The sequence below is a fragment of the Hamadaea sp. genome (assembly GCF_013362815.1).
Classification (GTDB): domain Bacteria; phylum Actinomycetota; class Actinomycetes; order Mycobacteriales; family Micromonosporaceae; genus Hamadaea.
In genome coordinates, this window is the sequence record NZ_JABFVK010000020.1 from 23,591 (window position 1) to 44,603 (window position 21,013).

A 21,013-nucleotide genomic window follows, 5' to 3' on the forward strand; every position below is an offset into this window, starting at 1 on the left:
ATCTTGGAGGTAACCGGTGTACGGACGCGACGAGGAACGCGCCAGGCTGCGTACGCTCGCCGAACAGGTCTGCGCCGGTAACGCGACGGCGTTGGTCCTGCGCGGCCCGGCGGGCATCGGCAAGACCGCGCTGCTGGACGATCTGGCAGCGCGGGCCGGGCTCGACGTCCTCCGGGTGACCGGAGTCGAGACCGAGACCGAGCTGCCGTACGCCGCGCTGGATCTGTTGCTGCGCCCGGTGTTCGATCGCATCGACGCCCTCCCCGAAGCACAGCGGGCGGCGATGCGGGGAGCGCTCGGGCTGTCGTCCGACGGAGTCAACCGGTTCCAAGTCGGGCTCGGCGTGCTGACCCTGTTCGCGGAGTCGTCGGCCGACCGGCCGCTGCTCTGCCTGGTCGACGACGCCCAATGGCTGGATCGCGAATCGGCCGACGCGCTGCTGTTCGCCGTACGCCGATTGCACGCCGAGCCGGTCGGAGTCGTGTTCGCCGCCCGGGATGACGGCGGGTTCGCCGAAACGTCGGGGCTGCCCGAACTGCACCTCGGGGGCATACCGGCGGACGCCGCCGAACGACTGCTCGCCGAGCACAGCGCCGACCTGGCGTTGGGCGTACGCGATCAGATGATCCGGGAAGCGGAGGGCAACCCGCTCGCGCTGCTGGAGTTGCCGCGGTCGTTGACGGCCGAGCAGCGTGCCGGTGGGTTTGCGCCGCTGACTCCGGCGTTCGTGGAGGTCGGGACGCTGCCGAGCCGGGTCTTGCGCGGTTTCCGCGAGCGCATCGCGGCGTTGCCCCCGGGCGTGAGGATGTGCCTGCTGGTGACAGCAGTGGCAGGCGACGACGAGCGGGACACGATCCTGCGCGCGGCGCTGGCGGCGGGCGGCTCGCTGGACGACTTCGCAGTGCTGGAACGGGCCCGGCTGATCCGCTCCGACCCGTCGCGGATCGCCTTGTGGCATCCGCTGATCCGGGTCGCGGCCCAGGTCGGGGCGGATATCAAGGAGCGGGTGGACGCCCATCGGGTGCTCGCCGACGCGGCCGGTGACGATCGCGGTCTGCTGCATCGCGCCGCCGCCACGTTGGGCATCGACGACGAGCTGGCCGACGCCCTCGACGGAGTGTCCACCCGGGCGGAGCTTCGCAGCGCGCTGTCGATCGCATCGTCCACTGCGGAGCGAGCGGCCGGTTTGTCGAGCGAACCGGTGGATCGGTTCCGCCGGCTCGCGTACGCGGCGACGACTGCGCTGGAGGCGGGCCAGCTCGACCGGGCCGAGCAGTTGGCCCGCCGGGCGGGGAAGCGCGACGACGACCCCGCGTCGACTCGGCGGCTGGCCGGAGTCCGGGCGTTGCTGGAGTTCGAGCGCGGAATTCCGGGGACGGCGGCGCGCATCCTCGTCGACGAAGCGGTCCCCGCAGCAGCCGGAATGCCCGGCTATCTGGCCTCGGTGGTCGCCCGCGCCGCCGTGTACGCCTACAGCGGTGCTCAGCAGGAGGACGTGTTCGCACGCCTGACGACGGTGGCGACGGGGCCACTGACCGGACTTGTGGCTGGGTTGGGCCGAGCAGCCGCCGGAGAGCCCGCAGCCGCCGTGGACGACCTCAGGTCCTATGTGGATGCAGTCGAGCAAGCGGGTACGCCGATACCGCAACGGTTGGCCGCCGCCCATGCCGGATTACTGCTCGGCGACCACCGACGAGTACGCGACCTGGCCGAGGGTCTCGTCGCCGACTGCTATCACGAGGGCCGGGCGACGATGCTCCCCCAGCCGCTCGGCCTGCTGGCCGTCACGCACCTGCTGCTGGGCGATGCGGAGGCAGCCGTCGCCGCCCGGGATGAGGCTCTGCGTACGGCGGTCGACACGGGGCAGCAGCATCGCCGGGCTCAGCTGACCGGGCTGACCGCCTGGATGTACGCCGTCCACGGTGAGGTCGACCTGGCCCGCCAAGCGGCTCAGCAGGCACTGGCCGTCTCCGAGCACCGGCAATGGACGGCCGTCGTCGGCTGGGCCGTGCACGCGTCGACCACGCTCGACCTTCAGCTCGGCCGGTACGACAGCGCGCTCGATCGGCTGCGATCGGCGGCGACCGGCCCGGCTCGGCACAGTCTCAGCATCCAGCTGCATACGCTGCCCGACCTGGTCGAGGCCGCGACGCGGCTAGCCGGTCACCCGGAGGCGGCCGCCGCGAGTGTCCGATTTACTCGGTGGGCGCAGGCGACGGACCGAGGCTGGGCGCTGGCGGTCGCCGCGCGGTGCGCCGCCCTGCTGACCGAGGACGCTGAACCGCACTTCGAACGCGCGCTCGCGCTGCACGCCACGGATCCCCATCCGATCGAGCACGGCCGGACCCATTTGCTGTACGGGGAATGGCTACGGCGACGGCAGCGGCGAGCGGAGGCGGCTGCGCAGCTGACCGCCGCCCGCGACCTGTTCCACCGTCTCGGCGCGGCCGGCTGGCAGTCTCGCGCCGATCGTGAACTCGGCGCGGCCGGGTACGCCCCGGCCCCGGTCACGGCGGATCCGCTCACCCCGCAGGAGCGGCAGGTCGTCCGGCTTGCCGCCGCCGGGATGTCCAATCGCGACATCGCCGCCCAGCTGTTCCTCAGTCCGCGTACCGTCGGGTACCACCTGTACAAGGCGTACCCGAAGCTGGGGATCTCGTCGCGAGCGGAGCTGGCGGACTTGCTTAAGCAGACCGATCCGGATACCTAAGCGACGTCGCCGCCGCCGTCCCGAAACCAGGTAATGCGACAGACGCCCTGGTCGGGTGCGGTTTCCTACCGTTGACGGCATGATCACCTCTGTACCGCGCTTCAGCCTCGCCGAGCGGGATCGGCGCTGGGGACTGGCCCGCGACATCATGGACGCCGAGGGGCTCGACGCGCTCATCGCGTACGGCGAGCACGAGTGCGCCGACCTCGCTCCGTTCGCGCCCGACGCGTACTTCACCAACGACCGGCCCGGCTCGATCGTCGTCTTCTGCCGCGACGCCGACCCGATCCAGCTCACCTGGTCGAACCTGCCGATCACCGACCACATCGAGGCGGCCAAGCGCGGCGACGACTTGTGGATCGCGCCGCAGAACATCCGGGTCGCGAAGAACGCCGCCGGAGTCGTCGAGGTGCTGCGGGAACATCGCCTCGAATCGGCCACTGTCGGCGTCCTCGGCCTCGATCCCTACCCTCCGTTCCACATCAACCCGATCCTCCCCTATCGCATGTGGACAGAGGTGCTGGCCGAACTCCCGGGCGTCACCTTCCTCCCGGTCGGGCTGGGCTACCTGTTCGCCACCATCTGCCAGTCCGACGAGGAACTCGCGGTGATCCGGTACTCCGCCGCCGCCGGTGATGCGATGGCGCAGGCGATGCTCGACGCCGCCGGTCCCGGGGTCAGCGAAGCCGACGTCTACGCGGCCGGGATGGCGGCGGCGTTCCGGCTCGGCGTCGCCGCTCCCGACATGCTCATCTCGTCCGGTCCCGGCTTCGTCTCGTGGGGTCCGGCGGTCTGGTCCTACCGGCCGCAGGCTCCCCGAATCCTCGCCGACGGCGACGTGATCATGGCCGAGGTGTTCTGCCGCTTCGGCATGAAGGAGACCCAGCACCAGGTGGCCATCGCGATCGGCGAACCCCACCCGGACGTCAAGGCGGCCGCCGAGATCGCCCGCGCCAGCTACGACGCCGGCCTCACCGCCGCGCAGCCGGGCAACACCTTCGGCGACGTGGTCGAGGCCATGGAAGCGCCGCTCCGCGCAGCCGACGCGTGGAACGTGCACCCGCTCATCCACTCGCTCAACCCGATGGGCCCGGTCTGCGGCTTCGGTTCCGGCCTGCGCCGCCTGCCCGAGGCCCGCGCCTACGGGCGGCTCTTCGACGTCCCGACCATGGGTGGCGAACTCCCGCTCGCGCCCGGCATGACCTTCGCCTTCGAGCCGAACGCCGTCGTGGGCGGCCGGCTCGCGAACCTCGGGGGCACGGTCGTCATCGGCGACGACAGCGCCGTCGAGCTCAATCCATTCACTGCCCAGATGTTGTACGCGAAGAAGTAGGAGCCTTCTCATGATCGTCGTCGAGCACGAGACCACGTATCTAAGCGAGCCTGCCAAGGTCGCCGACGCAGTGGCCGATCTGGCCGGTTACCCGGCCTGGCAGGCCGACGTCCTCGAAGTGTCCCGTCCGGACGCGGCCCCGATCGCCGTCGGCACTCGGCTCACCCAGACCCGCAAGGTGATGGGCCGCCGCACCGAGGTCACCCTCACCGTCACCGACTATCAGCCCGGACACGGGATCACACTGCGAACCGACCCGGGCGCGAAACCGGCCGTCAGTCAGGCGTACGCCGTCCACCCGGCCGGCCAGGGCAGCCGCCTGGTGTTCCGGCTGGAACTCGACGGCGTGCCCAAACTCGCCGAGCACCTCGTCAAGGCGCAGCTCGGCAAGCAGGTTCCGGCGATGTTCGAGCGCCTCGGCGTACTCCTCAACCGCTGACCGCGACCAGTCGGCATTGCTGCACTTATCGACGGATCCGATTGCAGCCTGAGTACGGTGGCCGTTCCCAGGCTGCAATCGACCGACCCTGCACATCATGCAACCGCAGTCATCGGCCGCCGCAGCGAAATCGCCTGTAGGGCGTGATATCCGTCCGCTGCGATCCGAGCCAGAAACCTGTCACGGCAACCATATGTCGTCCCGTCCGCTGCCATGACCAGGAACAGATCTCCCCCAGCCGCCTGTCCTATCGGGCAGATCGTCTGCCCGATACGCCTTTCGTACGTGGCCGCCAGCGAACGCGGAATCCGCCTAGTTGCTGGCGACGCTGAGACGTAGCAAGTGTAAGAACCACCAACAACAGGATTTCGCGGATACTCGAATTCGAGGCCTCCGCACGAGGACATGAATTCGAGTATCGCGTCCGTCACGATATAGTTCCGTTCATTCCATGCATCGATGTCGGGCCTAATATCGTGAGTTCGAGCCGCGGTCCATCCAATCCTTCCCAGAAACTCCCTCAGCTGCGAATCGGGCGGGATATCTTCCTGTCGCACTAATCCCACCTTTCTGTCGCGCCACCGCCTCCACGATTTCCCGGCGTTCGCGAAAGACCGGGGCCTCGAGCGCTTGACTCAATCCATTAGTGGAAAGCCGATGGATGATGGCTCGCAAGAGCCGGCGGAGTTCGGGCCGCGACGCCGATCGACGTCGCGGCCCGAGTCGCCGAGTCGGTGGTTAGGCCGGGAGGTTGTCGTAGCTGTACCAGCGCGACGCGTCGAGCACATCGGCCGGGCGTAGCGCCTCACCGAGCAGGGTGACCATGGTGTCGTTCAGCCCTTGGCCGCTCGGGATCTGCTGATCGCCGTCGCCGGGAGAATAACGGCGGCCGTTGCGACCCAGCCAGGCCTCCCACAACCGGTCCACGTTGCAGTGGTTGAGGTAGAACAGCGGATCGTTGGGCGAGCTGCCCGGTCCCATGTCGCCGCCTATCCAGACGTGGACCCGATTGTGCATCTGCGGCGCGGAGGCCTGCCCGGGGCGACGCGGATCGATCCAGCCTTCGACCCGGTTGCGGAAGCCGTCGGCGCTGACGTCCCACGGGACGGTGTCGTATCCGATGCCCTCCTCGAGGGCCGTCTTGACGTCATCGGCGACCGGCAACCCGGGCACGTCCGGATCGCTGCCCGCGTTGCGCTGCAACGGTCGTGGCGCGGCTGACCAGAGTTGCGTGCCGTGCCCGACGAGGCGTACGCGCATCGCCGCGAGTGGGCCGCTGACCACGTCTCCCCGGGCGTCGCCCAGTCCGGCCGAGCCCCAGAGTGAACTCGCCGGCTGCTGATCGGCGGGCAGCCCGCCGTCGGCGGTCCAGTCCCAGTAAGGCAGACCGGCCTCGGCGTCCCCGGTGACGCGCTGGATCTGCTGCTCCAGGCGGAGCAGGAACATCCGGTGCCAAGGCAGGAAGATGGGTCCACCATGGGCCAGGTTCCGCATCGGCCGCGGCGGGGTGCTCGGCATCTGCATGGCCACGAAGTGCCACAGCACGAAGAGGTCCCAGGTGGTCAGCGGCTGATCCACCCCGTAAAGCCGGAAGCCCGGAATCGCCGGGGACAGGATCTGGTTCAGCTGCGACGTGGTGTAGCCGGACCGCTCGGCGTTCAGCGCGACGACGCCGGCGAGGTACCGGTCACGGGCTTGCGCAGAGGTCTGGATGTTCGCGCGTACGGCGGTCACTGGTGGGCCTCCCCGTGCTCGTGCACATGGCCCTCATGCGAGTGGGAGTGGCCCTCGTGCGAGTGAGTCTCGTGGGAGTGGGAGTCGTCCTCGTGGGAGTGGGGGTGGGAGTCGCCCTCGTGGGAGTGGGGGTGACCCGGCTCGCCTTCGGGGCAGGCGCAGTTCTCGCCGTGCTCGCCGACCAGGCAGCCGAGCTCGTCGGCCGCGGGCGGCTCGGTGCCGAAGTAGTCCAGCACCCGCTTGCACAGGTCGATCGCCGACGGCAACGCGTACTGCGGCAGACCGTGGTAGTGCACCGCGCCGTTGTCGAGGACCTCCAGGCCGCCCTGTAGCGGCTTGCCGTCGATGGTGATCGCGTACGTGGTCTCGATGCGGATCTCATGTCCGTTGTGGACAGCCGTGCGAACCGAGGTCGACACCCCGTTGGTGCCATGATCATGCGCATGGGCCGCGCCGCCCGGCGGCAGCCCGTAGCCGCCGCTCCGGAGCGGGGCGGTGAACTCGGCGAGCACGCCGCCTGAGTCCTCGACAGGCCTCACTGTTCCTCCAGTCTGATGTGGTCCGCGTACGCCCGCAGGCATACGCGCACAGCACTGTGACACCGGAGGACGACCGGGACAACGAGCCGACGGCATTCCGACAGCCCGGCCAGCCTGCCCCATGATCAGCGGAAGTTTCGCGGTGCTATAACCCCACGAAACCTCCGCTGATCATGGCAGCGCAAGATGCGCAGAACAAAAGCAAGGTCAGACGATCTCCAGGTTCGCCATCATCCCCATGTCCTCGTGCTCGGCGTTGTGACAGTGGAATAGATAGCGCCCGCGATACCCGTCGAACCGAGTAATGATCTCGGCGGACTCCCCCGGCCGCAGCGAGATGGTGTCCTTCAGCCCGGCGTCGTGAGCCAAGGGTTCCCGGCCACCCCGCGACAACACCCGGAACCCGACGAGGTGCAGGTGGATCGGGTGGTGGACGTCGGCGACGAGCCGCCAGACCTCGACGTCGCCGAAGCGCGCGGTCACGTCGGTGCGGCTCGGATCGAAGGGCTGGCCGTCGATGAGCCAACCGTGGCCGCCGTTCATCCGACCGGCCCGGAACGCGAGGTCGCGTACGACCGCCGCTGCTGAGCGGTCCCATTCGGGGAGATCGTTCGCGAGCGTCGCGGGAATCGGGGTGGCAGCGCCTTGGCGTACGACGTGGAACTGCATGACATCCCCGGTACGCCCGCTGCCAAGACGGTTCGCGAGGCGTGCGCGTGACCCGATCGGCAGCCCACCGAAGTCGACCAGGACGTCGTAGCGTTCGGCGGGGGCGAGCGGCAACCGGTCGTGCCGCACGGGAGCGGCGAGAAGTCCTTGGTCGGAGCCGATCTGGATCAGCGGCAGCCGACGGCCGTCCTCGGCGACCGCTTCGAGTTCGTAGTGCCGGGCGTTGGAACCGTTGAGGATGCGCAGCCGGTAGACCCCGGTGTCCACCTCGTGCACGGGCCAGGGTGCGCCGTTGACCAGGATCACGTCCCCCAGCACCCCCGCAAGGTACGCCGAGGTGACGCCGGGCTGGTGAACGAGCGTCGGATCGACCGCCGGGTACGCCAATCGCCCGTCGGCGTCGAAGGCGCGGTCGGCGATCATCAGCGGGACTTCGTGGTCGCCTCGCGGGAGTTCCAGCGCGTCCTCGACGTCGTCGCGGACGAAGTGGATTCCGGCGAGCCCGCGCCAGATGGCCGGGGCGGTGAAGTCCATCCGATGGTCGTGATACCACAGCATCGTGGCCCGCTGATCCACCGGAAACTCGTACGCACGCTGCACGAACGTCTGCACGGCACGGGGGTCGGTGTGACCGCCGTGGGCAGCGTGAACGCGCCATTCGGCGGGGAGCACGAAGTCGGTCGGATAACCGTCATGCTCAGCCGGCGTACGCCCACCGTGCAGGTGCACGACGGTCGGCACGGGCAGTTCGTTGCGATGGTTCACGACTATCGGCCGGCCGCGCCGCGATTCGATGGTGGGTCCCGGAAACGTGCCATCGTATGTCCACATCGGAGTCTTCACGCCCGGCAGCAGCTCCACAGCGGCTTCCCGCTGCGTGATCTCATACCGGTCCACTCCCCCGGCTGTGCTGACCGGCCGGAGCACGGAAGGCAGCGGCAGCGGAGTCCGGAACGCCGGCGGCAGCACGAGACCACTGCTCAGCTGCGCGCCGGTGACCGCGGGCCGCCGGGAGAACGCGGCCGCCGCCGACATCCCACCGGCCGCGATCAGTCCCAGCGCACCGCCGATGCCCAGCACTCGACGCCGCGAGATTCGCGTGTCAGACATTGCCATCCTCCGAAAAGGACGGTCGCCAGACCGCGATGAACTGCACGACGAGCGCGGCGATCGTGAACACGCCCAGCGGCAGGTGCAGCCACAATGCGCCGTCCATGCCCGCGAAATACTGCACCGTCTCCGCCGCCACCACGCCGAGCGTGGCGAAGAACTGGCCGCTCCGCCGCCGCCGCACCCAGACCACAGCGGCCGCGATCAGCTGCACGTAGCCAAGCGAGGTGACGACGTCCGCACCGACCGCGTGCCAGCGCAGGCCGTCGAAATCCCCACTGAGATACACACCCGCGAACACCGGCTGCGCGACGATCGCCACGACGTGCGCGCTGATCAGGGCCCGCACAATCCATTCCGACAAGCTCAACCTGTACGCCCCGGGGCGGGCCGGGTCTCCGTGCGTCAGTGCGGTCTCGACTGATTCGGTCATGGCTGCAGGTCGACGATGCCCTTGCCGCTGCGCACGTCGAGCGGCACGGAAACCTGGTCGTGTGTGATGAGCCACGCGCCGTCGATCTTCTGCAGACCGTAGGTGACGCGGACCCACATCCCCGGCGTGGTGACGCCGTTCTTCAGCGTTCCCCGAAGTCGGGCGAAAGCGTGCCCGAAGGCGACCTCGTCGCCGGCCGTGATCGTCAGATCGCGTACGTCGTAAGTCACTTCGTCGAAGACGTCGAACACGTTCGCCCAGTTCTTCAGCTTCGCGTCGATGCCCACGTGCTGAAGCGGCGGCTCGACGTCGAATGACACCACATCGACCGAGTACGGCTCCTTCACCTCGTCGAGGTTCTTCGCGTGCAGCCCGTTGACGATCTTCTCGATCAGTCCCCGGATCTCGGCCTCGTCCTTCTCGCTCATCGCGGTATCCCTTCCCTCATCGGGTCGTGGCTTGATGCCTACGACGTTATGACTCCCGAGTTATCTTGTCTAAGATCAGTATTGCTATGGCGTTATGCACTCAGGAGCATGATGGATCTGAACTCGCTCAAGCAGTTCCTGGTCGTAGCCCGGTTGGAGCACCTCAGCCGGGCCGCCGAGGAACTGCGGATCGCCCAGCCCTCACTGAGCCGGACCATCGCGCGATTGGAGAGCGAGCTCGGCGTACCGCTCTTCGATCGCAGCGGCCGCCTGCGGCTCAACGATCTCGGCAAGGTCTTCCAGCAGCACGTCGAACGGGCGCTCGGCGAGCTGGACGCCGGACGGCGCGCGGTCACCGACGCAACCAGCCACGGACTAGGTACCGTCAGGGTCGCCTCGGAAACCTTCCTCACGCTCACCGGGCCGCTGGCTGCGTACAAGCGGGCACATCCGGCCGCCGACGTGCAGCTGCACTGGTCGCCGGCCGAGGACATGGCCCGCCGATTGCGCGCGCAAGAGGTCGATCTGTGTCTGGCCTCGCAACCGATCCAGGCCGAAGGACTCGAAGCGGCGCACTTGTTCCGTGAGGCGGTCGGCGTCGGCGCGCCGCTAGACCATCCGCTGGCGGGCCGGACCTCGGTGAGCATCGAGGAGCTCGCCGACCAGCCGTTCGTCACCGCCCGCAAAGGACACTGGCTGCGCCGGCTGCTAGATCGGCTGTTCGCGGCCCGCGACCTCACCCCGCGGATCGTCTGCGAAAGCGACGAGCACAGTGCCATCGCCGACCTGATCAGCGCCGGTCTCGGCATCGGACTCGTGCCCGATCTCGCCCGCCGCAGCGCGACCCGGGCCCCGGCCGCCTGGATCGACGTCGACGATCCCGACTGCTCCCGCACCGTCACCCTCTACTGGGGCGCCGACAGCCACTTGTCGACCGCGGCTCGGCTGATGCGTACGACGATCACCGGCTGGAAGTGGTTGCCGGACGCCCCCCGGCACGGCTAGTTGCGCGGCCTAGCTCCCGCCGGCCTCGGCCAGGAGGATGCGGGCGAGCTCGACGGGCTGGGAGAACATCGGCCAGTGCCCGGTGTTCATGGTGACCAGCCGCCAGGACGGGCTCTCCAGCAGGACTTTCACCTCGGCGCTCGGCTCGGGCCCGTCCATCAGGCACTTGATGTAGGTCGCGGGCAGCTCGCCGAGCGAGCCGATCAGCCGAGCGGGTTCCGTCACCGCCGCACCCGGATGCGGTGTCGACCGCCCGACCACGTACGCCACCTGCTCTTCGGTCATGTCGTGCCCGGCATAGTCCTCGGCGCGAAGCGGCGGCCAATATCCACCGGACTCCGCCATCGCCTCGCGCAGCCACTTCTGCCCGTCCTCAGACCACCCCTCGGCGAACGACCGACCGTCGACGGGGATGTTCGAATCGACGAAGACGACCCGGCGCAGCCGGTCGCCGATCCGCTGCGCCGCCTGCCCCACCGGCACACCCGAGTAGCTGTGCCCGGCGAGCACGACATCGCGCAGGTCGGCCTTCTCCACGACGTCGACGACGTCCTGCACGTGCACGTGTTGCGCGGCCGGCTGTCCCTGCCGATCGGCGAGACCCGACAGGGTCACCGCATACACGTCGTGACCGGCTGTACGCAGTTCCGCCGCCACGTCGTCCCACGCCCAAGCGCCCAGCCAGGCGCCGGGCACCAATACGAATGCCGTCATGATCGACACACTAGAGCCCGGATCATGAGGTTGCCGCACCCGGGATTGTCATCAGTTCGTCATAGATCTGCGCGCTGACCGCGATGACCAGCCCACACCGTTGTCAGCGGGGACTTCGCCGGGACCAGGGGGCGTGCGATGGGCGATTTCGACGGCCGTATGCGCGCCTGGCTGCTGCTCGCCGCAGTCGCAGCCGTTCTCGTGATCTCCGCCTGGGTACGCGCACGGCGGCCGCACCCGGACGACGCGCGCGGCTGGAAACCGGCGCAGGCAGCGATCATCGAACGCATCCTGGTGTCGCGGGAGAACCGCGAGTTCTACCAGCTCATGGTGCGCTTCCAGACCTGGCGCGGTGGCTGGTCGCAGTTCGTCGCGGAGGTTCCCGCGTGGCAAGCGCCGGCCGACGACTCCGTGACTGTCCTGTACGACCCGCTGCGACCCGAGCGCGCCCAGCTCGCCCCCGACGGAGGAACCCAGTAGCGGAAGCGCGTCACCCATCCGATGTCGGCCGTTACGCCAGGTCAGCGGAGTTTTTCGAACACATGTTCGCCGTCGCGTTGTCGAGAGCGGATCACGAATGTCAATATGAAGCCGACCGATCGACCCGGTCGGATTCGGAGTTCCACCCCCATGACCTCACCCGACGTCGGCACCACGACCTCACGAGGGTCCGCATTCGACATCATCGGCCGCACCGTCGCTTTACTGGAGACGGTCGCCGCCGCCCCACACCCGCAGACCCTCAGCTCGCTCTCTCGGCGGATCGGCGCGCCGAAGACCACCGTCCATCGCCTGCTCGACGTGCTGGTACGCCAAGATCTGCTGGAGCGTGGCATCGACGGTTACCGCCTCGGAACCGCGATGCGGCGGCTGTCGCACCTGATCGTCGAGCAGACTCCGAGTGACATCGTCGACCTGCTGGAGCCGTTCGCCGGTGACCTCTTCGAACGCACCGGCGACTACATCGTCATCGGCGTACCGGACGACGAGTTCATCACGACCGTCCACAGCATCCGCAGCCACCGGCACTCGACGATGCCGGCCGCTGCGGGGCGCGTACTCACCGAGCACAGCGCGATCGGGAAACTGTGGCTGGCCGAGCGCCTGACGAGCCCCGTCGACCGCCGTATGCCGAGAGAGCTCCAGCGGATCCGTCAGACCGGCGTCGCCACCACGATCGAGCAGCTGGACGTCGGTGTCGTCGAGATCGCCATGCCCGTCGTCGGCGTACGCGGAATGGTCGCCGGAATCGCCCGCCGTTGCCCGACCGGCGAGCCGGCGACGATCGAAGCAGCCCTCGCTCACCATCACATCGCGCTGGCCGCCTCGGCCGCCGCCCGCCGGTTCGAAGCGCGTACCGGAACCCTGATCTGACTGTGAGAAGACGCAGGTCAGAGGGAAGTGATCTCGAGGGTGCCGACGTTGTAGACGCTGCTGACCGTGCCGAGACCAAGCGTGCACAACGTGATGTCGGTCGACGGCCCGGTGAAGTCGGTGACAACGGAGTCACCGGCGAACACACCGGCCGTGACCGTGCCGGTCGCGAGGATCTCATAGACCGCGCCGACCACCGTACGCGTGAAGTTGCTCGTGATCGTGCTGGTCTGGCCGGTGTTCCACGTGATCGTGTAGGTGAGCGTCCCGGAGCCGAGCAGGTCCAGACAGCTCGCGGTGAGCGGCACCGTCGCCGTACGCGACCCCGAAGTGATCGCCGGATGGGACACCGAGGTGCACGGTCCATAGAGGGCGGTGGTAGACGCCGTGACCGGCTGCGGTTGGTTGGTGAGCGGCGGACTGTAGGAGTTGACGTTGCTGCTCGGCGGCAGGCAGGTGACGTCGAGCGCCCCGGCGGCGGCGGGCGAGGCCGCCACCACGGTGGCACCTACGACGGCGAGGGACATTGCGGCGATTGCGCGGAAGATCCTCTTCATACGCCCGACGTTATGCGCGCTGACCTGCGGAAGCAGCTCACCGTTCCGCAGCGAGGAACAGAAATTCCGCGGGATCTCGCGGGAACGCCGCCATGGCGCACGTGACGCCGGGCAGCGGACGGCTCAACGGGCGATGGCGCGGCGTCTCGACCGGCTTTACCTTGTCCGCCATGGAGCCCGAAATCATCGAAGCCGTCCTGTTCCCGCGAATCTTCGCCGCAGTCGGCGCCGTGACTCAGCTGTTGATGCTCGCGACCACGTATGCCGTCGTGGAAGGCCGCGGCTGGCCGTCGACGGCGATCACGCTGATCATGGTCGCCATCGCCCTGGTCGAGAGCTTCATGGTCCTCGTGCAGCTGCCCCGCCTGCCCCGCCCCGCGGCGTCGCGCGAGACGATCCCGGCCGGCGTCCGGACACACCTGCTCATGCGTACGGCGATCGCGATCGCGCCCGGCCTGTTCGGCATCGTGCTCGCGTTCCAGGCGGACACCATCACTCCGGCGATCGTGCTGTGCGCCGTTTCGCTCGTGCTGCTCGTACTGGTCTTCCCGACCGAGCGCACGGTTAGCCCGCTCGTCGCGCGGCTCACCCCGCAATAGGCACGCCAGACTGGGCGCGCTGGATCAGCACCAGATCACGGATATGGGTCGTATTTCGCGCAAGATTCGACCCACATCCCTGATCTGGTGCCTAAGCCGAACCTAGAGCGACCGCGTGAACATCTTCCGGTTGGCGAAGTTCCGGAACCCAGCCCGTTGGAATGCCTTGAACATCGCGATGTTCCCGGCGTCGCAGTCTCCCCGGATCTCCGTAGCCCCGGCGTCGGCCAGCACCTGTGTTCCCCGGGCGACCACGCTGGTGGCGTACCCCTGTCCTCGTCCGGCCCGGGCGACGGCGACCAGCCCGATCACCGCCGACGTCGGCGTACGCGCAGGCAGGCTGACCGCGACGGGAGTGCCGGCCGCGTCGTAGCCGATCTCGAACCAGCCGGGCTCGTGGATCATCTCAAGCATCTCGGCGAAGTTGCGTTCGGCCGCACCGCGTACGCCGTGCTCGGCGATCTCAGCCTGGAAGATCGAGTCCTTGGTCTCGGTGAACGTGTCGGCCAGCAACTCCACGAACGGCGCCTGCCCCAAATCAACCAGAGATCGCCAATGCAAGCGCGAATCCTGGACCGGCATCGAATCATCCGCGGTCCACAGGAACCGGCAGCCGTCGCGGGCGACGGTGAACCCGGCGCTCAGCAGCAGTTTCTCCCGCAACTCCGGATCACGCTGGAACTGCGGCGCCTGAGCCGGGCTGTCCAGGACATGCCCCTGGGTATCCGCCCCCAGCTCGCGCGCCTGCTCGGCGGCGTACGCCAGCAAAGCCTCACCGGTGTCCGCGTCACCCGGTTCCAGCAGCACGAGGTCCATCGGCACGGTACGGCCCGGAATCGTCCACAGCACCACGTTGCCGACCAACCGGCCGTCCCGTTCGGCGACCAAGCACCATTCGGGCCGGGTGCAACCGGCCTCCAGCAGGCCGGCTAAGTACGCGGCAGTCGCCGCATTGCGTTCCTCGTCGTCCGGATAAGTCGTCAGCGCGGGAAGCTCGCCGGGATGGGCGGCACGAATTGTCAACATCAACTACAGCGTACGCGAGGCGTTGACAGCGCCGCGCTGCCCACCTCGGGAAAAGCCAGCCCGATGACCCCGGTACGCCCAGACCGAAGCGTCCGCGCCGAGAGGTTGAGCCGATACCGCGACTCGGCGATCAACCTCCAGCACCCGGTTTACCGATAAACGAACGCCGCGACCGCCCGACCACCCGATTCCCCGCCGGCCGATCTTGGCAGCCGATCTTGACAACCGTTCGGGACCCCGAGCCTGTGTACATCGTGGACAGAGCGGCCGATCGCCGGCTCGCCACCTCGTCACAGCGCATGGGAGAGCAGAAAATGCACACAGCACGACGAACTCTCGTCGGAGCCGTCCTCACCGTACTCGGCATCCTCGGATCAGTACTGGTGGCTCCGTCACCGGCTCAGGCATACGGCACCCTCACGGTGAAGTATGCCGTCGTGGACACCGGCAATTGCGCTCGGCTACGCGGTTCGCTGCCGGTCACCAAGGTCAGCGGTGGCTGCATGCTCTATGACAGCTTCGACGACACGTACTTCGAGACGGATGACGGTGGCATCGCGGTCAAGATCGAGCTGTACGACAGCTACGGCATGGTCGCGAAGGTCGAGTTCCACCCCTCCGGCGAGAAGCTCTGGGTCTATGACACCCGGAACGACGGTGACACCGTCTACGTTTTCATCAACTACTCGCTGAACGGCGCGACATACGGTCCGTTCAACGCGGAGGGCACGGATGACGTGCTCGACTACGACGTATTCGACTTCGACTGGATCGAGGACAAGCCCTTCGGCGTCCAGGTGACCGATAGCGCGAGCGTCTATGACCCCATCTTCAGCGAGCGCGGCCGCTCGTAATCCGACACAGGCGGCCGGGGCTCGACGCCCCGGCCGCCTGCTGCTCAGCGGAGGGTGCGGAGGTCGATGGCTTCGGCCATCACCCGGTATCCCGCGTCCGACGGGTGCAGGTGGTCGCCGGAGTCGTACGCCGGATCGATGCGCTGCGGGTCGGCCGGGTCGCGTACCACCGCGTCGAAGTCGATGACGGCGTCGAAGTCGGCGCTGGTACGGATGTAGGAGTTGACCGCCTGCCGGACGGCGTCGCGCTCTTCGGTGTAGGAGCGCCAGCCCTTGATCGGCGTGATGGTGCCGACGATGACACGCAGTCCTTGGGCGTGCGCCTGGGCGGCGAGCTGCTTCAGGGCCAGCTTCAGCGCTTCCGGATCGGGGTGGGCGAGGTTGAGGATGTCGTTCACGCCTTCGAGCACGATGACGGTACGCGCACCGGACGTGGTCAGCATGTCCCGGTTGAGCCGGGCGTACGCGTTCGGCCCGCCGATGCCGGTGCCGGTGCTGCTGTCCAGGATGCGGTTGCCGCTGAGGCCGCTGTTGACCACGCCGAGTTTGGTGGGCCCGTTCTCGGCGGCGAGCCGGTCGGCGAGGATGTCCGGCCAGCGGTGATTCGCGCTGGTCGTCGAGCGGTCGCCGTCGGTGATCGAGTCGCCGAAGGTCACCACGGCGCCGTGTACGCCACTCGAACTGACATCGACTCCGGTCACGTAGTACCAGGCCGTCGTCGGCTGGGTGAACGCGCTGCCCTGCTCGTCGGCCGCGTGGTCGCCGTCCGCCGTGCGGAACGACGTCTGGTACGAGCGCGGATGCTCGGTCACCGGTCCGGACGGGCTCGGCGTGTAGACCGTCACCAGCAGATCCGCGTCGGCCGGCACGTCCAGCGCGATCGGATCGCTGAGCACCTCGGCCCCGGCGGGGATCGTCACCGACGGCAGCCCGCCGAACGTCACCTCGCGCATGGTTCCGGCGACCGCTTCCGGTCCGTCGGGCCGCGTCGCCAGCGCGGCGGTCACCCGGCCCATCAGGACCGGCGCACTGCCAAGGGCATTGGACAGTCGTACGCGAGCCGCATCGCCGCCGACGCTGGTGTGGACGACGTTGCGGATCGAGTAGTTCGGCATACCGAGATCGGCGCCGGGAGTGGTGCGGGCCATAGCGGTCTGCCACGTGCTGACCCAGTGCCCGGCCGGGCGGCTGTCCAGCTTGTCGAGGTCGACGACGGCCGCCATCGCCTGGTAGCCGGCGTCCTTGGGGTGCAGGTGGTCTCCGGAGTCGTAGTCCGGTCGCAGGCGAGTGGGGGCGGCCGGGTCACGCAGGGCCGCGTCGAAGTCGGCGACCGCGTCGAACACCCCGCTGTCCCGGATGAACGCGTTCACCGCCTGGCGTACGCCTTCCAGCTCCTCGGTGTAGTTGCTCGACCCGCCGAACGGGGTGAGCGTACCGCCGGTGATGCGCATGCCCTTGGCCTGGACCTGAGCCGCGACCTGGCGCAGCCCGGCGATGATCTCGGACGGCTCGTGATGCTGGGGCTGGCCGCCGATGTCGTTGATGCCCAGCAGGACCACCACCGAGCGCGCGCCGGGCGCGGTCAGCACGTCACGGTCCAATCTAGACAGAGCATTGGGGTTCCAGGTGTTGCTGAGCAGGCGATTCGAGCTGATCCCGGCGTTCAGTACGCCCAGCCGAGTCGCGCCCGGTTCCGCGATGAGCCGATCGGCGAGGTAGTCGGGCCAGCGGTGGTTGGCGTTGCGGGTGGACGCGTTCCCGTCGGTGATCGAGTCGCCGAGCGTGACGACCGCTCCTTCAGCCTCGCCGAGCACGTCGACTCCGCTGACGTAGGGCCAGAACGTGATCGCCGACGTGAACGCCGCGCCGGACTCCTCGGCCGCATGGTCGCCGGTCACTGACAAGTACGACGTCTGGTTGGCCACCTGGTGGTAGGTCACCGGTCCCGACGCCGCTGGCGTGTAGACGCTGACCAGGAGGTCGCCGTCCTCGGGGACGGCGTACGGGATCGGGTCACTGAGCGCCTCACCGCCGGCCGGGATGGTCACCGACGTCGCACCGCCGAAGGTCAGCGACCGCATCGTGCCGGCGACCGCGTTCGGTGCGGTGCCGACCGCCGCCACCGCCACGGTCACGGCGTCCATGCGTACTGCGGTTGTGCCGAGGACGTTGGTCAGCGTCACGCGTACGCCGGAACCGCCGACGCTGGTATGCACGACGTTGCGGATGGTGCGGTCGGCGTACCCGGTGGGCAGGTTCGGCACCGTCCCGGTGGCCGCAGCCGACCAGGTGCCCACCCAGCCGTCCGGCGGAGGGGCCGCCGGATCTGCCGAGACGGCGGTCGTCGAACCGAGTACCAGGGCCACCACCGTACCGGCGGTTTGCAGCATCTTCCGGACATAGGACATAGGATCTCCTCCCCAGTTCCGGACGAGTCTGCCCCTCGATCTCCGCTGGAGTCAATAGCCACCCGACGATCTGTCCACAACGGACTGCCGTGCGTGGCCAGTATTAGCAGCGGCATTAGTGGCACAGTGCCGAGCAGGGTCTTGTGACGGCGAGGACATGGGACGTAGGATGTCCGTGTTTCGAGCATGTTTCAAGAGTTCGCGCTGACACGCGGACGTCGGAGGTAAACGCACCTATGACGAGACATCGACTCTTATCCGCATTCGTGGTGGCGGCGATGGCCGCGACCGCGCTGCTCAACGGCGGGACGGCGTACGCCGCCGAGCCGTATCACGAAGCCGGGGCGGTCTACACCGCCAAGACCGACGGCTACTTCTGCTACCGGATTCCGGCGATCGTCAAGGCCACCAACGGCGACCTGCTGGCGTTCGCCGAGGGCCGGATCAACAACTGCGACGACCGCGGCAACATCGACTTGGTGCTGAAGCGGTCGCACGACGGGGGCCGCACGTGGGGACCGCTGCAGGTGGTGTCCCGGGGCAACGGCGACACCCACGGCAACCCGATGCCGATCGTCGACGAGCGCACCGGCCGGGTCGTGCTGTTCACCACGCACAACCCGGGCACCGGCAGCGGCGGTCGCGTCCCGTATCTGCAAGTCAGCGACGACCAGGGCGCGACGTGGAGCGCACCCCGGCAGATGCCGGAGCTCCTGCAGCCGGAGTGGACCGCCTGGTACGCCACCGGCCCGGTGCACGCCATCCAGCTCAAGCGCGGCCCGCACGCGGGGCGGCTGGTGATGAGCGCCAACCACGAGTCGCGGGCCGCCGACGGCAGCAGTGTCGCCGGGATCAACCTCGGTTACAGCGACGACGGCGGTGACACCTGGCATCTCGGCGCGATCGCCGGCGGTGCGTCGCCGGACATCTTCGTCAACGAATCCACCCTGGTCGAGCTGACCGACGGGCGGGTCTACGTCAACGTTCGCGAGGCCGGCACGTCCGCAGGCACGCGTGCGTACGCGATCTCCAGTGACGGCGGCGAGACCTTCGACGCGCCGTTCCAGATGGAGCCCGCAATCGTGATGCCGGTCGTCCAAGGCTCACTGCTCCGGCTGACCGCCACCGACGAAGGTGACGCGCAGAACCGCATCCTGTTCGCCGGCCCCGCCAATCCCGGCAAGCGTGAAGCGCTCACGATCCGGTCCTCCTACGACGAGGCCCAGACTTGGGAGACCTGGCAGGAGGGCAAGGTCATCAGCTGGGGTCCGGGCGGCTACTCCGATCTCGTGAAGATCGATGACGACCCGGCGCTCGGGCCGGTGGCCGGTGTCCTCTACGAAAGCGGCGCGGTCGCGCTCTACGAGGTGATCCAGTTCGTCCGGTTCAACGAGGCGTACCTCGACACGCCGAACGACTCGCCACCGAACCTGCCCCCGCCACCGGCTCCGGGACCGACGACTCCGGACGCCGCACCGCGCTACGACAACACGGCGTACGTGCGGGGCAACGCGACCCTGGGCACCGGCCGGTTCGGCACCGGGCTCGCGGCCGACGGCGTGGACGACTACGTCGAGATGCCCTACAACCAGAACGTCGACCTCGACGACGACCAGTTCACCATCATGACGTGGTTCCGCTACAGCGAGACCTCCGGCAGCATCGTGATCTGGTGGTTCTATCAGGTGGGCACCGGGGCCGCCCAGATCTGGCTGCGGGCCGAACCGGCCAGCAACCGCATCCGGGGTGTCGTGGGAACCGGCCAAGGCGATGCCAACATCACCATTCCGGGTGCGTACAACGATGGAAAATGGCACCACGTCGCGATGCAGCGGACCGCGACCCGAGTCACGGTCTTCATCGACGGCGCAACCGTCGCGGACCTGGCCGCGCCGCGTGGTTCGGTGACCACGGGCAAGGATTTCGGCATCAACAGCGTGTTCCTCGGCCGGCGTGTCGACGGCCTCAACAACACGTTCAAGGGTGACTTGGACGAGTTCCGGATCTACGGCCGGGCGTTGACCGCCGACGAGCTGCAGGACATCCGCGAGCACAACACGCCGATCGCCGGTCAGCTACGGCTCCGGCTGCCGTTCGACACGATAAATCCGCAGCAATGACGGCGCGTTGATCATGAACCTAAGGTTCCACTCCGACCCGGAGCCGGACCTTAGGTTCATGATCAACGCGGACGCGGGTCAGCCGAGCGCGGCGACCTCTCGGATGGCGGTGGCGATGGCCGGGGCGTCCTTCTTCAGAATCGCGCCGTGGTTGCTCGGCACCTTGGCGCTGACCTTGATGTTCGGGTTGCGCTCGAGGACTTCGGTGACGCTGGCTCGGATGATCTCCTGTTCGTCGCCCTTGCTGCCGAACGAGCGGCCCGAGCCCAGCACGTACCGCGTCGGCACGGTGATGGCGTCCAGCACCGGCCCCAACGCGCTCTTGCGGGAGATCTGGCCGACCTCGATGTTGCTCTCGGCCTGCTGCGCGGCGCTCATGCGCGGGGTCAGGCCGGTCGGGCGCAGCAGCACCGTGATCGGGCGCATCATCTTGAACAGCTTGCGGATACGCTGCTCGACCTCCTCGGTCAGCCAGTCGTACGGCTCCGCCCCCTCGACGAGGACGGCACCGAGGGTCCGGCCGGGGTTGGCACTGGCCCAATGCGCGGCCACGAACGCGCCGTAGGACCAGCCCACGACGACCGCCCGCTCGACGCCCCGAGCGTCGAGGACGGCCTCGACGTCGCGCAGCGCGGCGGCGAACGAGTAGTCCTTCGAAGTCTTCGACTTGCCGCGAGCGCGCTCGTCGAACGTGATGTGCCGGAAGCCGTTGCCCAGCTCGGCGATGACCCGCTTCCAGTAGCCCTGGGTCGCGAACTGGCCGTTCAGGTAGAGCACGGGGATTCCGGAGCCGCCGGTGTCGGTGACGGCCAGCGAGGTGTCCTCGATCGGCAGCATGCCGGTCCAAGCCGAGGTCATGATGGGTTCCCTTCGTCGTCGATGGCTTTACGTTCGGCCGTCGTCCTGTCATGGGGCCGTCTTCGAGCTGTCACGGCGACGCTGGGGCCGCCGCCGGCATCGC

Annotated in this window: 20 protein-coding genes; 9 read left to right on the forward strand and 11 right to left on the reverse strand. The window is 68.3% G+C overall.

Annotated elements, in window-relative coordinates:
- Positions 1-16: 16 nt before the first annotated feature.
- From HOV77_RS12370 to HOV77_RS12380, 3 genes are all read left to right on the forward strand, one after another.
- Positions 17-2,710: a helix-turn-helix transcriptional regulator gene (locus HOV77_RS12370; RefSeq protein ID WP_290861553.1), complete on the forward strand. Its 2,694-nt coding sequence runs from the start codon at positions 17-19 to the stop codon at positions 2,708-2,710.
- Between the two features lie 79 nt (positions 2,711-2,789).
- Entirely contained in the window at positions 2,790-4,043 is a 1,254-nt protein-coding gene (locus HOV77_RS12375; protein ID WP_290861555.1) for a M24 family metallopeptidase, read from the forward strand.
- A 10-nt stretch (positions 4,044-4,053) separates the two neighbouring features.
- A complete protein-coding gene (locus tag HOV77_RS12380) occupies positions 4,054-4,482 on the forward strand; it encodes an SRPBCC family protein (RefSeq protein WP_290861557.1) in 429 nt (142 codons plus the stop codon).
- Between the two features lie 95 nt (positions 4,483-4,577).
- Here HOV77_RS12380 and HOV77_RS34770 read toward each other — a convergent pair whose 3' ends face one another.
- The 6 genes from HOV77_RS34770 to HOV77_RS12405 all read right to left on the reverse strand — a co-directional run bounded on the left by HOV77_RS34770 (position 4,578) and on the right by HOV77_RS12405 (position 9,395).
- Complete coding sequence (locus tag HOV77_RS34770; RefSeq protein ID WP_363260110.1) at positions 4,578-5,048, reverse strand: SUKH-3 domain-containing protein; 471 nt, start codon at positions 5,046-5,048, stop codon at positions 4,578-4,580.
- Positions 5,049-5,220: 172 nt separating this feature from the next.
- Positions 5,221-6,216 (reverse strand): tyrosinase family protein, encoded by a 996-nt coding sequence (locus HOV77_RS12385; RefSeq protein WP_290861559.1) that lies wholly within the window; start codon positions 6,214-6,216, stop codon positions 5,221-5,223.
- Positions 6,213-6,755 carry a hypothetical protein gene (locus HOV77_RS12390; RefSeq protein ID WP_290861561.1) on the reverse strand — a complete coding sequence of 181 codons (543 nt, stop codon included), beginning with the start codon at positions 6,753-6,755 and terminating at the stop codon, positions 6,213-6,215. Before HOV77_RS12390 ends, HOV77_RS12385 begins: the two co-directional genes overlap by 4 nt.
- Positions 6,756-6,962: 207 nt before the next feature.
- Positions 6,963-8,534, reverse strand: coding sequence for a multicopper oxidase domain-containing protein (locus tag HOV77_RS12395; protein ID WP_290861563.1), 1,572 nt, complete (start codon positions 8,532-8,534; stop codon positions 6,963-6,965).
- Positions 8,527-8,883, reverse strand: coding sequence for a hypothetical protein (locus HOV77_RS12400; RefSeq protein ID WP_290861565.1), 357 nt, complete (start codon positions 8,881-8,883; stop codon positions 8,527-8,529). The genes HOV77_RS12395 and HOV77_RS12400 overlap by 8 nt, the downstream gene beginning before the upstream one ends.
- Before the next feature lie 80 nt (positions 8,884-8,963).
- Complete coding sequence (locus HOV77_RS12405) at positions 8,964-9,395, reverse strand: nuclear transport factor 2 family protein (protein ID WP_290861566.1); 432 nt, start codon at positions 9,393-9,395, stop codon at positions 8,964-8,966.
- A gap of 108 nt (positions 9,396-9,503) precedes the next feature.
- Here HOV77_RS12405 and HOV77_RS12410 point away from each other — a divergent pair, with 108 nt between their 5' ends.
- The gene (locus HOV77_RS12410; RefSeq protein WP_290861568.1) at positions 9,504-10,400 is read left to right on the forward strand and encodes a LysR family transcriptional regulator; all 897 of its coding nucleotides are present in this window, start codon (positions 9,504-9,506) and stop codon (positions 10,398-10,400) included.
- Between the two features lie 9 nt (positions 10,401-10,409).
- On the opposite strand, the gene HOV77_RS12415 is transcribed toward HOV77_RS12410, so the two are convergent.
- Positions 10,410-11,114, reverse strand: a complete 705-nt coding sequence (locus HOV77_RS12415) for an alpha/beta hydrolase (protein ID WP_290861570.1) — start codon at positions 11,112-11,114, stop codon at positions 10,410-10,412.
- A 138-nt stretch (positions 11,115-11,252) separates the two neighbouring features.
- Here HOV77_RS12415 and HOV77_RS12420 point away from each other — a divergent pair, with 138 nt between their 5' ends.
- Positions 11,253-11,594 carry a DUF3592 domain-containing protein gene (locus HOV77_RS12420; protein ID WP_290861572.1) on the forward strand — a complete coding sequence of 114 codons (342 nt, stop codon included), beginning with the start codon at positions 11,253-11,255 and terminating at the stop codon, positions 11,592-11,594.
- Between the two features lie 150 nt (positions 11,595-11,744).
- A complete protein-coding gene (locus HOV77_RS12425; RefSeq protein ID WP_290861574.1) occupies positions 11,745-12,488 on the forward strand; it encodes a helix-turn-helix domain-containing protein in 744 nt (247 codons plus the stop codon).
- A 17-nt stretch (positions 12,489-12,505) separates the two neighbouring features.
- Here HOV77_RS12425 and HOV77_RS12430 read toward each other — a convergent pair whose 3' ends face one another.
- Positions 12,506-13,045 carry a hypothetical protein gene (locus HOV77_RS12430; protein WP_290861576.1) on the reverse strand — a complete coding sequence of 180 codons (540 nt, stop codon included), beginning with the start codon at positions 13,043-13,045 and terminating at the stop codon, positions 12,506-12,508.
- A 170-nt stretch (positions 13,046-13,215) separates the two neighbouring features.
- On the opposite strand from HOV77_RS12430, the gene HOV77_RS12435 reads away from it, so the two are divergent.
- The gene (locus tag HOV77_RS12435; protein WP_290861578.1) at positions 13,216-13,644 is read left to right on the forward strand and encodes a hypothetical protein; all 429 of its coding nucleotides are present in this window, start codon (positions 13,216-13,218) and stop codon (positions 13,642-13,644) included.
- Between the two features lie 102 nt (positions 13,645-13,746).
- Here the strand turns inward: HOV77_RS12435 and HOV77_RS12440 are convergent, their stop codons facing one another.
- Complete coding sequence (locus HOV77_RS12440; protein WP_290861579.1) at positions 13,747-14,670, reverse strand: GNAT family N-acetyltransferase; 924 nt, start codon at positions 14,668-14,670, stop codon at positions 13,747-13,749.
- A 314-nt stretch (positions 14,671-14,984) separates the two neighbouring features.
- Between HOV77_RS12440 and HOV77_RS12445 the strand changes: the two genes are divergently transcribed.
- Positions 14,985-15,524, forward strand: coding sequence for a hypothetical protein (locus tag HOV77_RS12445; RefSeq protein ID WP_290861581.1), 540 nt, complete (start codon positions 14,985-14,987; stop codon positions 15,522-15,524).
- A gap of 44 nt (positions 15,525-15,568) precedes the next feature.
- On the opposite strand, the gene HOV77_RS12450 is transcribed toward HOV77_RS12445, so the two are convergent.
- A complete protein-coding gene (locus HOV77_RS12450; protein WP_290861583.1) occupies positions 15,569-17,932 on the reverse strand; it encodes an SGNH/GDSL hydrolase family protein in 2,364 nt (787 codons plus the stop codon).
- Positions 17,933-18,210: 278 nt separating this feature from the next.
- Here HOV77_RS12450 and HOV77_RS12455 point away from each other — a divergent pair, with 278 nt between their 5' ends.
- Complete coding sequence (locus HOV77_RS12455; protein WP_290861585.1) at positions 18,211-20,052, forward strand: sialidase family protein; 1,842 nt, start codon at positions 18,211-18,213, stop codon at positions 20,050-20,052.
- 78 nt (positions 20,053-20,130) lie between these two features.
- Here the strand turns inward: HOV77_RS12455 and HOV77_RS12460 are convergent, their stop codons facing one another.
- Positions 20,131-20,910, reverse strand: coding sequence for an alpha/beta hydrolase (locus HOV77_RS12460; protein ID WP_290861587.1), 780 nt, complete (start codon positions 20,908-20,910; stop codon positions 20,131-20,133).
- Between the last annotated feature and the right edge of the window lie 103 nt (positions 20,911-21,013).